We start from the raw sequence: 11,998 nt of genomic DNA, 5'->3' as shown, positions 1-11,998 counted from the left end.
TGCAGCTTTGTTTGCACTATTCGCACACGAGACCGCGGGTGCAGCGCGCATCCGGCATTCCCTGCGCCCTCTGAATTTTTTGGGGGCGAACGATTTCAAGCACAACTCGGGCGCAACGCGTCGCGAGAATGCGAAGCCACATCCACGTGTCGTCCCGGCGAAGGCCGGGCCCCATAACCCCAGGGAGTAGTTTTGCGAATGGTCTCTGCTACCGAGCTTCATAGAGAGATCACGCGGTATGGGTCCCGGCCCCCCGTGCGCAATTGCGCACTAGGCCGGGACGACAGCAGAAACCGATCAAATCACCTCGAGCACCAGCTCCATCGTCATCAGCACCGGATTGTCGCCGCGCATCAGCCGGCCTTCGGCGATGCCGCCGAGATAATCCACCAACGCAATATCCAGCGTCGCCTCCAGCGTACCGTCGGCGGTTGACGTGATGGTGCCCGAGCGGATCGCAAGCTCGGTCGCGAACGGCACCACGGATCGGCCATCGCTGAACTGCGCGCCGATCGTGCTGCCGACCCCGCCATGAATCCGGGCCTGAAATATCCCGTGTTGCCGGCAGAATGCTTCCAGCGCACAGGCGAAATCCTGGTTCGGCCGCAACCGCAGCGCAAAGGCCCGGCTCGTGGTGTCGGCACCGGTCGCCTCGCGCGGCACCGGCCCGAACAGTTTGAAATTGGTCTCGCTATCCACCTCGGCGGTGAAGACAGCGCCATCGATCCCGAACGCTTCCACCGCGAACGGCTCGGCGACGATGCTCTCCTCGGGCAGGATGTGACCGCCATGCAGGTCGCCATCGGTCTCGGTCCACAGGCCATGGCAGTGGAAAAACGGCGCGCCGTCGCGCTCGCCAAGAGTCATCGCCGCGAACTTGAGCTGCGTGACGCCTTCAGGCCGGAAAGTGTCGCTGTAGAACGCGGCGTTGGCGCCGGTCTTGGACAGCGCCGGCATCACATAGGCAAACGGCCCGAGCGCCCCGCCCCGCATGCTCAGCACGCCGCCGGCAAATCCGGCCTCGGCAAAGCCGCGACGCGCGGCTTCCAGCAGCGGCAGGCCGGCTTGCAGCGTGAACGAGAACGCGCGGCCGCGCGCCTCGACCCACTGGATGCGTTCAGGGTTGGGCGGACCGGGCTGGACGATGCTTCGCATTGCTTCCGGCACCGGCCGGTTTGCCTTCGCCGCCGTCATCGTGGCGCGTCTTGATTGGTGAGGTCGAGCAGCCCGCGCGCCTCGAGTTCGTCGCGCACCAGCCGCTTCGGGATCTTGCCGTAGCCGGATTTCGGCAGCGCCTCCCAGAAGAAGAAGCGCTTCGGCATTTTGTAGCGCGGCACCTTCGGCGACAGGAATGCGGCCAGCTCAGCCTCGCTCACCGCAGCGGCGCCCTCGCGCGGGACGCAGACGGCAACACCGACCTCGCCCCAGAACGGGTCGGGCACGCCAAGCACCGCGACCTCGCCGATCCCGGGATGAGTCAAAATCTTCTCCTCGACCTCGCGCGGATAGATGTTCGATCCGCCCGAGATGTACATGTCGGAGGCGCGGCCGGTGATGTAGACGAACCCCTCCTCGTCCATATGGCCGAGATCGCCGGTGCGGAACCAGCCATCGCGAAAGGCCTTCGCATTGGCATCGGGGTTGTCGTAATAGCCGGCGAACACGGCGGGGCCGATCACGCAGATCTCGCCGGTCTCGAACGGTTTGAGTTCGCGCCCGTCATCGCCCTGGATCGAGACCTGCATGCCGGTGCGCTCGAAGCCACAGGTGCCGATCCGCGCATGCGGAGAGTCCTCGGGGTCGTGCAGATTGGCCGGCATGACGGTGATATTGCCGGTGACTTCGCCGAGCCCGAAATACTGCACCAGCACCTTGCCCAGCTTGTTCAGCGCGGCCTTCTGGTCCTCGCGGTACATCGGCGCGCCGGCATAGATGATGAAGCGGAGCGAGGAATGGTCGTAGCGGTCGACCGCGGGATGCTCGACCATCATCTTCAAAATGGTCGGCACCGTAAAAATGTTGCTGACGCGATGCGCCTCGATCAGCCGGAACGCCTCGTTGATATCGAATTTTTCCGACGGCAGCAGGATGGTCGGCACGCCCCGCGCCGCCTGCACCAGCTGGTGCACGCCGGCACCGTGCGACAGCGGCGCCACCACCAGAGAGGCGTCCTGCTCGGTGGTGCCGGGCATCAAATCGGCGAGATGGTTGGTGACCACAAAGGCCATCTGGCCATGGGTCAGCACCGCGGCCTTGGAGCGGCCCGTGGTGCCTGACGTGAAGAAGAACCAGCAGGGGTCGTTGTAGTCGACCGCGGTATTGGCAAAACTCTCGCCGGCATGCGCCGCAATGGCGGCGCTCACCGACTTCTCGCCAAAGGCGCCCTCGCCGATCCGCCAGATGAACTCCAGTGCGGGGTTGGCGACGGCGGCGGCGTGTTCCGGGAAATCGCCGTGGCACAAAAACCCCTTGGCACCCGAGGCAGTGGCAAGATAGGCGACCTCGTCCGGCATCAAGCGGAAGTTGGTCGGCACCCAGACCACGCCGAGCCGGAACGCCGCAAACATCGACCAGAACATCTCGTCGCAATTTTTCGAATGCACCAGCAGTCGGTCGCCCTTGACGAGGCCGCGTTCGGCAAGCGCGGCTGAAAGCCCCGAGACGGCGCGGTCGATCTCGCGCCAAGTCCAGGTCCGGTCGCCGTAGACAAAGCCGGTGCGATCGCCATGGCGGCGGGCATTCTGGGTCACCAGATGCGCCAGGTTCATCACCCGGTTCGACATCCGCACGAGGCCGCCGCGCGGCGCGGCTGTGGTTGCGGTTCCCGTCACGTCGGCACCGCTGCACTGCACAAGCCAAGCAAAATCATCATCGTTACGCTTCTCAACGCTGATCTGAACATTCCGGCCGGACGTTAGCAGAAAGCCCGGCCTCTGCCAGCGCGTCCAGGTACAGGCTGCGTGCTTATAGACGCGGCTGCATGGCTGGCCCATGGTGCCATCAGCCAAACGCCGGGAGATCAAGATGGCCAATGAAAAAGGCCCGAACATCAAGAAGAAGCAGAAATGCAAGAATTGCGAGGGCAAGGGCCTGGTGAAGAAGGGCGATAACGTCGTGAAATGCCAGCGCTGCAAGGGGACCGGCGTGCGCTGACCTCCCGATTTCCCACGCCGAAACAGGACCACCCGGCGGGTCCCGGGCGATCCTGTCGTCATCGTTACCACGCTGCCACGCAGGCCTGCCGACGAGAAAGCCGGCAGGCCCGATCGCAAGCCATTACTGCGGATGGTTGGCGAGTTCCTGGTCGGTCAGGCGCCAATCCTGCCACAGCTGAAGCGCGCCGAGCAGAGCCACGACTGCGCCGAGTATCGCGTGCCAAGCCGGCAGAAACGTGTCGCCGGAATAGCCGAAAATCCACGGTGAAGCGATCAGCCAGAGCCCGAGGACGATCTCCGCCACCTCCTCCCAGCGCTGCAATGCGACATATTCCAGCTGGGCGAGGCCGAATACCAGCATGCCGACCACGAAGGTGTTGAGAATCATGGTGCTGCGATCGGCGGTCATGACCTCGTTGGCCGGTTGCACGGGAAACCAGGGCGACACCACGATCAGCACGCCAAGTAGCATGCCGAACCAGTCCTCCCACGATCGATGTGTTCTGAAGAAACGAAAGTCCGACATAGTAAACCTCCCATTGAAAAGAGGCATACGTCAGCGGCCGGCAATCCCTGACATTTCCGATCTCGAACCATATCCGGCCGCATCGGGGCGTATGTCTTGCAAAAGACGTAGGTACACCCTAACCGGTTGCAAGACCACGAACCATCTATTGCGCTGCGCCAAGTTGCTGCAGGCCTTCACGGGCGGTGCGCAGGCTGGGGTTGATCTCCAGGGCTTTGCGGAAATCCGCGACCGCGCCGGCCTTGTTGCCCAGCCGCATCTTGGCCTGGCCGCGGTTATTCCAGGAATAGGCGTCAGCCGGATCGTATTGCAACGCCTTGTCGTAATCGGCAATGCCGCGCTTGGTATCGCCCTGATACAGCCGGATCATGCCGCGGTTGCGCCAGCCCCGGGCATCGGTCGGCGCGATTTTGGCCGCCGCACCGTAATCGGCGGCGGCACGCTCCAGTTGCTCGGTATCGCGATAGACATTGCCGCGGTTGATATAGGCCAGCACGTCCGGCTTCAGCTTGATCTGAATGCTGTAATCGGCGATCGCGCGGGTGGTGTCGCGCTTGCGATGATGGAGATAGCCGCGGTTGCCATAGGCGATGGCGAGCGACGGGTTATGTTTGATGGCGGCGTCGAAATCGGTCAGCGCGCGATCGAGGTCGCCTTTTCCGACCCAGCGTCGCCGCGATTGTTGTAGGCCAACGCGAAGGTCGGATCGATTCGGAGCGCCGCGTCATAGTCGGAAATGGCGTGATCGAGTTCGCGCTTGAAGGCATAGACCCGTCCGCGATTGGTATAGGCGCAGGCATAGTCCGGATCGAGCTTGATCGCCTCATTGAGGTCGGCCATGGCGGCGTCGAGTTCACGCTTCTCGGTAAGCCCGTGGCCGCGGTTGCAATAGGCGCCGGCGAGCCTCTTGCCGGTCTCGGTCTTGCCATCGATCACGACGCTGCAGGCCGTTACCCGCTCATTCGGCGCCGTCGTCGTGTTGGTACAGGCCTGCCAGTTCCGGTCGCCCGCGGCAGATGCGGCTGGCGCTTGCGTGAACGTCAGCGATGCACCCAGCAGCGATGCGGTCAGGCAGGTCAAAATGCGCATGATGTCACCCCGGCAAGCGATTTCTCCCTTGGTCGCTCGTTTGCATCATCGGGTTCACATGCCTACATGAGTGGGGTGAATCGCATGGAACTCCTCGCATGACCGTCCGCAACAACAAGGCCCAAAACCGCTTCGAACTCGACGTCGAGGGTACGGTGGCGTTTGCGAATTATCGGCTGACCCCGTCGGCTGTCATCATCACCCATACCGAAACGCCGAGGGCGCTGCGCGGCCGCGGCATTGCCTCCGAACTGGTCAAGGGCGCGCTGGAATTGATCCGCGCCGACGGCCACAAGGTGATTGCCGGCTGCGGTTTTGTTGTCGACTATCTGCGCAAGAATCCGCAGTTCGCCGATTTGACTGGCTAGTCTCTCGCCGGGACGAAGACCTACACAATCTTGATCGACATATCCGGCAGCCCTTCCAGCTTGCACAGCAGCACATCGCCCTTCACGACCGGGCCGACATTTTCAGGTGTGCCCGAATAGATGATGTCGCCGGCCTTCAGCTCGAAGGCATCAGACAATTTGGCGATCTGCTCGGCGACGCTCCAGATCATGTTCTGCAGGTTGGAGTTCTGCTTGACGGTGCCGTTCAGCGCCAGCGAGATCGCGCCCTTGGTGAAATGGCCGGTCTTGGCGGCGGGATGGATCGGGCCGAGCACCGCAGAACGGTCAAAGCTCTTGCCGATCTCCCAGGGCTTCTTCTCGTCGCCCAACGCGCGCTGCAGGTCGCGCCGCGTCATGTCGAGGCCGAGCGCATAGCCATAGACGTGATCGAGCGCCTTCTCCGCCGGGATGTTGGTGCCGCCCGATTTGAGCGCTGCCACCAGTTCGACCTCGTAGTGATAGTTCTTGGTCAGTGAGGGATAGGGGTGATCGGCGACACTGCCGATCGCGACGTTCTGGATTGCATCCGTCGGCTTCTGAAAAAAGAACGGCGGTTCGCGGGTCGGGTCGGATCCCATTTCGCGCGCATGCGCGGCATAGTTGCGCCCGATGCAATAGATGCGGCGGACCTGATACACGTCGGTCTCGCCGACGATCGGAATGGTCGTCGCCGGTACCGGAAACATCGACTTCGGGCCGGCCTGCGCAGCGGCCGGAGCGCTTGCCGCCGCGCCCGCCAGCGCCAACGCTCCGGTCGTTAGAATGGTTCTGCGGTCGAGGCTGTTCATGATGGTCTCCCTGGTTCACGTTTCTCGTTCAGGCTGTCTCTACAGCCTTTTCGCACAAATTGCATGGCACCTGCGCTTTGCTGCATTGCAGTGAACCGCGTCGCCGCAGCTTGCGACCAACGGCCATCAGCACCGCAAAGGTGCCTTTCACATCTTGAATAGGAAAACACCATGTTGATCTCCCTGATTGCCTCCATCAGGCGATACGCCCGCTACCGCTCCGAGCTCGCAAGCATGAGCCAGCTTGACGATCGCATGCTCCGCGACATCGGCATCAGCCGCGCCGACCTTGCCAACTCCGCGCCGCGCTACACCGGGCGCCGGCCGTATCCCTGAACGATCGTTCTCGCGCGCATCCCAAAACAAAAAAGGCCCGCGTCACGCGCGGGCCCTTTGCCTGTTGATCAGAACGAGAGCGTCAGTGCTTGATCTCCGGCGGCAGCTTGCCGCCATTCGCGGCCAACTTGGTCATCACCTGCTTGTGCAGCCAGATGTTCATGCTCGCCGAATCATTGCTGTCGCCGGTATAGCCGAGCTCCTTGGCGAGCTCCTTGCGCGCAGTGAAGCTCGAATCGATGTCGAGCGCCTTCATCAGATCGACGATCGAGGTGCGCCACGCCAGCTTCTCGCCCTTGTCGGCCACGGCCTTGTCGAGGATCGGCGCGACATCGATCGTCGCCGCCGGTGCTGCGGATCCGCCGGCGGCAGCTCCGCCTGCAGCCGCTCCGCCGGAAGCCGGCGCCGCGTCTGCTTTGGTGCCGAAAATCGCGCCCATGATTTTTCCGAAAATGCTCATCGTTGGCTCCCAGTGGAATTGAATAGGTATGTCGCTAGCGGCACTGTTGACCGGCAGCACCAGCCCGGGCTCGCCTTGCAGTTTAGCCAGCCAATTGTGGCTTGCCAATGAAACATTCACCGAAGCGTGAGTGCTATTGTCCCGGTTTGGGAGTACGCTGATGACTCAGTTCGCGACATGGCCAGTTGTTCTTCCCTGTCTTCGCGTCTGGTCTGATCGTGATCATGTTTGGAAACGGCACGTTTGCGCCCTCCAGCGAGCGCAAGATGCGGCCGCCAGAGGGAGACGACGACCATGGCGATTCCAATTCAAGGCACCTCATATCAAGGCAATGTCACATCTCTGACGCAGAGCGGACAGGAGACCGCGAACGCGCCAGAGATCCGAACCATCGGCCTTTCCGATTTGCACCGGGCCTTGCAGCTCGGCTGGGAGGATTTCAAGGCCGTTCCAAGTCACGCCGTTATCCTGTGCGTGATCTATCCCGTGCTCGGATTGGTGCTGGCGCGCACGGTGCTCGGTTACTCGGTGTTGCCGCTGTTGTTTCCGCTGGCCGCAGGCTTCGCCCTGCTCGGCCCGTTCGCAGCGCTCGGCCTGTATGAGATGAGCCGCCGTCGTGAGACCGGCGCACAGGCGACGGCGTGGGATGCGCTCGAGGTGCTGCGCTCGCCCTCGTTCGGCGCCATGCTCGGGCTCGGCGTACTCCTGCTGGCGTTGTTTGTGACCTGGGTAGCCACCGCGCAGGCGATCTACATCGCGGCGTTCGGCTATGAGGGCGCGACGGGCCTGCAAGATTTCGCGACGCGGGTGCTGACCACGCCGCAAGGCTGGTGGCTGATCGTGGTCGGCTGCGGCGTCGGCTTCCTGTTCGCCCTCGTCGCGCTCTGCATCAGCGTCGTATCGTTCCCGCTGATGCTCGATCGTCACGCCGGCGCCGGCGACGCGATGGTGACGTCCCTGCGCGCGGTCGCACGAAATCCCGTGCCGATGGCGGTCTGGGGTTTGATCGTGGCCGTGCTGCTGGTTGCAGGAACGCTGCCGTTCTTCCTTGGCCTTGCCGTCGTCATTCCACTGCTTGGCCACGCCACCTGGCATCTCTACCGGGAAACCATTGAACCGGAACTCAATCCCCAGCCGCTTCCGCCCCGCGCGCCACGCGAGCGCAAGCCCGCGGCGGACTTCCCGGCCAATCTGTTTCCCTGGCGGCGCAAGGAAGGCGCATAGGCCTTACAGCAAGTAGCGAGATCAAACCGCCGGTCGGTTGTCGACCGGCGGTTTGGCGTCCATTCATGCTGGCATCGCGCAAGACCAATCCAGGCCGCCCCTCGGCCTCGGCCTTCGGGTTCAGAATTGCCTATGAATTGAGCGCCTGTGCTGATGACACGTTTGTGTCAGCGGCGACGAAATGGCGGCCTTGTTTTGGCCGCTGTTGCTCCGAACATTCGGTGTGGTTTCGAGACTAATGTCGATCATGAATCGACTTTGGAGCGAACGACACTATGACCTCTCGCGTTTCTGTTCGGACTTTGGCGCTGGCTGCACTTCTCCTGACTTCGGCAAGCCCATCGATTGCAGCCCCCTGTGGCTCCGGCACGTTTGAGGGCTGGCTCGAAGACTTCAAAAAGGAAGCCGCGGCGAAAGGAATTTCGCCGGCGGTCATTCAAACCGGACTGACCGGCGTGGCGCTCGACAAGACGGTCATTGCGCGGGACCATTCACAGAAGGTTTTCAGCCAGAGCTTTGAGGAATTCTCCGGCCGCATGGTCCCGCCCCGGCTCGCCCGCGGCGCCAACATGCTCAAGCAATATGGATCGGTGCTCGGGCGCATCGAACAGGCCTATGGCGTGCCCGGCGAAGTACTGGTCGCAATCTGGGGTCTGGAGACCGATTACGGCGTCAACATCGGAAAATTCCCGACGCTGCGCTCGCTTGCGACGCTGGCCTATGATTGCCGTCGCACCGATTTGTTCAAGGCCGAGTTGATGGACGCGCTCCGCATCGTCGAGCGCGGCGATATCGCGCCACAGGATATGCGCGGCGCCTGGGCCGGTGAAATCGGCCAGACCCAGTTCATGCCGTCGTCCTACATCAAATATGCGGTCGATTTCGACGGCAATGGCCGCCGCGACCTGCTGCGCAGTGCGCCTGATGTGCTGGCCTCGACCGCGAACTACCTTGCAAGCTATGGCTGGCAGCGCGGCAAGGATTGGGAGCCCGGCAGCGCGAATTTCGCCGTGATCCAGCAGTGGAATAAGAGCGAGGTCTATTCCAAGACCATCGGCTATTTCGCGACACAGCTTGCGCGTGCGCCTTAATAGGTCGGGAAAATCGGAGGGCCAGGCACCAAGGCAACAGGCCCTCCGCCGGGTAGGTCTACTTCGCCGTACCTGTGTGCATCGCCTTGCTCAGATGCGCGCCGCAGACGCCCATCTTGCCGCTCAGCATGGCGTCCTGAGCCATGGCGATTTCCTTTTGCGCGGTAATCTTGCCCTCGCCGTCCGCCATCGCCTCGATGGCGGTCTCGGTCTTTTCGAGGTTGGGACCGCTGCAGCCGGCGTTCACCTTGGCGGCGTTTGCGGGAGCGATGGCGTAGGCAATGGCAGCCATTGCGGCTGCTGCGATTAATTTATTGAGCATGTTGTTTTTCCGTTTTCTGTTTTTGACAGCACCAGCGTCATTGCCGGAATCTGCGCGATGATTGTTTTCCGGTTGCAGAAAATTTTGGAATGACGTTCGCGCGAGGTGCTGAGCGCAGCATGCAATGCGCTTATGCGAAACGACGCTTTTTCATTACGGCTGCGTAATTCATTACGGCCACGTAACGACGCGGCGCAGCATGTTGATCGATGCAGCACCGGGCAAAGATCGCGTTCGATCTCGCCATGGTGCGCGCTACCCCGATAGCGATGATCAACGCATGTGGTGAGACGTTGCGTTCAAATCGGGAGCGCTGTTCGCACGGTCTTCGTCGAGCGATACGCCAAGATAGCTATCGTCGCCACGAGCAGCGGAAGTCATCAGCGGTCGCCAGCCGCAGCAAGTGTCGGCGGGTCCCGGCTGCTGGCTAATGCCCCAGCGCGGGGCTCGCGCCACAGTTGCGCCTAAGCCGCGCGCCTTGCCACCATAGACTGATTATATATTCATTCTTATGCCAAGAACTGCATGCGAATCGCGCATGCGAAGCAGAGCGACGGTTCGATTTTGTGCAGGTCGGCCAGCCATTGATTTCTGATGCGGAAGCATCTCTTGACGAGGTCGTAATAGTTGCTACCGAAATTTTGTCAACTATTTGATTTTGAATGCGTAATTCATATGTACTGAGGTCGGAACCAGCCTTTGGCCGTCGATTGAGCGAGCCGTGCCGATGGGTTAATCAAACCTTACCAAAGCCATGCGTTTCTAGCTTAGCTGCACCGCAACATAGGAACTTCTGCACTGCAAAATATCAGCTATATTCATTTCAACGATGAGGCTTCCCTCCAAGAGCTGAATCGTAATTTCAAGGAGACTACCATGTTACTCTCGCTCATCCGCATGATCCAGGCGTTCCGGGACTATCAGCGCAATGTCAGCGAACTGTCCCAGCTTAGCGATCGCGAATTGGCTGATATTGGCCTCGATCGTTCGGACATTCCGCGCGTTGCAGCCGGGACCTATAACGGCTGATCCTTTGTCAGCTGCCTGACGAACGGATAAACGCCCGCCTCGCTGCGGGCGTTGTCGTATCTGGACTTGGTCGTATCCGGGCTGGATTCCTTGTTCTAAAAACGCCATTGCCGCAGGTGCACTTGGCGAGAAAACGCGCTAACCCTGCGCGCATGACCGCAGCCAAGAATCCAACTAACACCGTCCATGTGATCGGCGGTGGCCTCGCCGGCTCGGAAGCCGCCTGGCAGATCGCCAATGCCGGCATCCCCGTGGTCCTGCACGAGATGCGCCCGGTGCGGATGACGGAGGCCCATCAAACCGAAGGGCTTGCCGAACTCGTCTGCTCCAATTCATTCCGCTCCGACGATGCCGCCAATAATGCGGTGGGCCTGCTGCACGCCGAAATGCGCCGGCTGGGCTCGCTGATCATGCGGTCGGCGGACGCCAACCAGGTGCCCGCCGGCGGTGCGCTGGCGGTTGATCGCGACGGATTTTCGGCCGCCGTCACCCGTGCCCTGCACGAGCATCCGTTGATCGAGATCGACCGCACGGAAATCGCCGGCCTGCCGCCGGCCGACTGGGGCAACGTGATCGTGGCGACCGGTCCCCTCACCTCGGCGCCGCTGGCGGACGCTATTCGCGAACTCACCGACGAGAACGCGCTGGCGTTTTTCGACGCGATCGCGCCGATCGTACACAAGGATTCCATCGACATGTCGGTGGCCTGGTTCCAGTCGCGCTACGACAAGGTCGGGCCCGGCGGCACCGGCGCCGATTACATCAACTGCCCGATGACCAAGGAACAGTACGACGCGTTCGTTGCTGATCTGCTCGCCGGCGAGAAGGTCGACTTCAAGGACTGGGAGACCAACACGCCCTATTTCGATGGCTGCCTGCCGGTCGAAGTAATGGCTGAACGCGGTCACGAGACGCTGCGCCACGGACCGATGAAGCCGGTCGGCCTCACCAATCCGCATAACCCGACGGTGAAGGCCTACGCCATCGTACAGCTGCGCCAGGACAACAAGCTCGGCACGCTCTACAACATCGTCGGCTTCCAGACCAAGCTGAAGCACGGCGCCCAGCAGCGCGTGTTCCGCAGCATTCCCGGGCTCGAGGCGGCCGAATTCGCCCGCCTCGGCGGCCTGCATCGCAACACCTTCCTGAACTCGCCAAAGCTTCTGGACGGCCAATTGCGGCTGCGCGCGCAGCCGCGGCTGCGTTTCGCCGGCCAGATGACCGGGTGCGAAGGCTATGTCGAATCCGCCAGCATCGGATTGATGGCCGGGCTCTATGCCGCCGCGGATGCACGCGCGCAGTCGCTGGCGCCGCCGCCGGCGACGACAGCGCTGGGATCCCTGCTCGGCCACATCACCGGCGGTCACATCGAGACCGTCGACGCTGGTCCGCGCTCGTTTCAGCCGATGAACATCAATTTCGGCCTGTTCCCGCCGCTTGCCAGCCCGCCGACCAAGAAGCCGGACGGCACGCGGCTGCGCGGCAACGAGAAGACGGTCGCCAAGAAGCAGGCAATGACTGCGCGGGCGCTGGCCGATCTCGACCGCTGGATCGCCGATCACCTGCGCGTCGCGGCGGCGGCGTAAGAT

Annotated in this window: 15 protein-coding genes; 7 read left to right on the top strand and 8 right to left on the bottom strand. The window is 62.2% G+C overall.

What is annotated here, in order from left to right:
• Positions 1-297 precede the first annotated feature (297 nt).
• Together JQ558_RS34850 and JQ558_RS34845 are read right to left on the bottom strand one after the other, a co-directional pair.
• On the bottom strand, positions 298-1,155 hold the full coding sequence (locus JQ558_RS34850; RefSeq protein WP_212296529.1) for a PCC domain-containing protein: 858 nt from the start codon (positions 1,153-1,155) through the stop codon (positions 298-300).
• Between the two features lie 35 nt (positions 1,156-1,190).
• A complete protein-coding gene (locus JQ558_RS34845) occupies positions 1,191-2,831 on the bottom strand; it encodes an acyl-CoA synthetase (protein WP_212296528.1) in 1,641 nt (546 codons plus the stop codon).
• Positions 2,832-3,024: 193 nt separating this feature from the next.
• On the opposite strand from JQ558_RS34845, the gene JQ558_RS38020 reads away from it, so the two are divergent.
• A complete protein-coding gene (locus JQ558_RS38020; RefSeq protein WP_283813479.1) occupies positions 3,025-3,153 on the top strand; it encodes a hypothetical protein in 129 nt (42 codons plus the stop codon).
• Positions 3,154-3,276: 123 nt separating this feature from the next.
• Here JQ558_RS38020 and JQ558_RS34840 read toward each other — a convergent pair whose 3' ends face one another.
• The 3 genes from JQ558_RS34840 to JQ558_RS37680 all read right to left on the bottom strand — a co-directional run bounded on the left by JQ558_RS34840 (position 3,277) and on the right by JQ558_RS37680 (position 4,770).
• A complete protein-coding gene (locus JQ558_RS34840) occupies positions 3,277-3,681 on the bottom strand; it encodes an SPW repeat protein (RefSeq protein WP_212210449.1) in 405 nt (134 codons plus the stop codon).
• A gap of 145 nt (positions 3,682-3,826) precedes the next feature.
• Positions 3,827-4,177 (bottom strand): tetratricopeptide repeat protein, encoded by a 351-nt coding sequence (locus tag JQ558_RS37690; RefSeq protein WP_312015064.1) that lies wholly within the window; start codon positions 4,175-4,177, stop codon positions 3,827-3,829.
• 137 nt (positions 4,178-4,314) lie between these two features.
• Entirely contained in the window at positions 4,315-4,770 is a 456-nt protein-coding gene (locus JQ558_RS37680) for a tetratricopeptide repeat protein (RefSeq protein WP_249142766.1), read from the bottom strand.
• Between the two features lie 98 nt (positions 4,771-4,868).
• Between JQ558_RS37680 and JQ558_RS34830 the strand changes: the two genes are divergently transcribed.
• Positions 4,869-5,138 carry a GNAT family N-acetyltransferase gene (locus JQ558_RS34830; protein WP_212210453.1) on the top strand — a complete coding sequence of 90 codons (270 nt, stop codon included), beginning with the start codon at positions 4,869-4,871 and terminating at the stop codon, positions 5,136-5,138.
• A 20-nt stretch (positions 5,139-5,158) separates the two neighbouring features.
• Here JQ558_RS34830 and JQ558_RS34825 read toward each other — a convergent pair whose 3' ends face one another.
• Entirely contained in the window at positions 5,159-5,947 is a 789-nt protein-coding gene (locus JQ558_RS34825; RefSeq protein ID WP_212296527.1) for a fumarylacetoacetate hydrolase family protein, read from the bottom strand.
• A 171-nt stretch (positions 5,948-6,118) separates the two neighbouring features.
• On the opposite strand from JQ558_RS34825, the gene JQ558_RS34820 reads away from it, so the two are divergent.
• On the top strand, positions 6,119-6,283 hold the full coding sequence (locus tag JQ558_RS34820) for a DUF1127 domain-containing protein (RefSeq protein WP_212296526.1): 165 nt from the start codon (positions 6,119-6,121) through the stop codon (positions 6,281-6,283).
• 82 nt (positions 6,284-6,365) lie between these two features.
• Here JQ558_RS34820 and JQ558_RS34815 read toward each other — a convergent pair whose 3' ends face one another.
• Complete coding sequence (locus JQ558_RS34815; RefSeq protein ID WP_211996720.1) at positions 6,366-6,743, bottom strand: DUF3597 domain-containing protein; 378 nt, start codon at positions 6,741-6,743, stop codon at positions 6,366-6,368.
• 294 nt (positions 6,744-7,037) lie between these two features.
• Here JQ558_RS34815 and JQ558_RS34810 point away from each other — a divergent pair, with 294 nt between their 5' ends.
• Positions 7,038-7,967 carry a DUF2189 domain-containing protein gene (locus JQ558_RS34810; protein ID WP_212274934.1) on the top strand — a complete coding sequence of 310 codons (930 nt, stop codon included), beginning with the start codon at positions 7,038-7,040 and terminating at the stop codon, positions 7,965-7,967.
• A gap of 275 nt (positions 7,968-8,242) precedes the next feature.
• A complete protein-coding gene (locus JQ558_RS34805) occupies positions 8,243-9,058 on the top strand; it encodes a lytic murein transglycosylase (RefSeq protein WP_212210461.1) in 816 nt (271 codons plus the stop codon).
• Between the two features lie 58 nt (positions 9,059-9,116).
• Here JQ558_RS34805 and JQ558_RS34800 read toward each other — a convergent pair whose 3' ends face one another.
• Positions 9,117-9,380, bottom strand: coding sequence for a hypothetical protein (locus JQ558_RS34800; protein WP_212296525.1), 264 nt, complete (start codon positions 9,378-9,380; stop codon positions 9,117-9,119).
• Between the two features lie 876 nt (positions 9,381-10,256).
• Between JQ558_RS34800 and JQ558_RS34795 the strand changes: the two genes are divergently transcribed.
• On the top strand, positions 10,257-10,409 hold the full coding sequence (locus JQ558_RS34795; RefSeq protein WP_016846063.1) for a DUF1127 domain-containing protein: 153 nt from the start codon (positions 10,257-10,259) through the stop codon (positions 10,407-10,409).
• A 152-nt stretch (positions 10,410-10,561) separates the two neighbouring features.
• A complete protein-coding gene (gene trmFO / locus JQ558_RS34790) occupies positions 10,562-11,995 on the top strand; it encodes a methylenetetrahydrofolate--tRNA-(uracil(54)-C(5))-methyltransferase (FADH(2)-oxidizing) TrmFO (RefSeq protein ID WP_212296524.1) in 1,434 nt (477 codons plus the stop codon).
• Positions 11,996-11,998 lie beyond the last annotated feature (3 nt).

The organism is Bradyrhizobium sp. AUGA SZCCT0160 (assembly GCF_018130105.1).
Classification (GTDB): domain Bacteria; phylum Pseudomonadota; class Alphaproteobacteria; order Rhizobiales; family Xanthobacteraceae; genus Bradyrhizobium.
The sequence above is the reverse complement of the archived record's forward strand: the minus strand, read 5'-3'. Positions and strand labels throughout refer to the sequence as shown.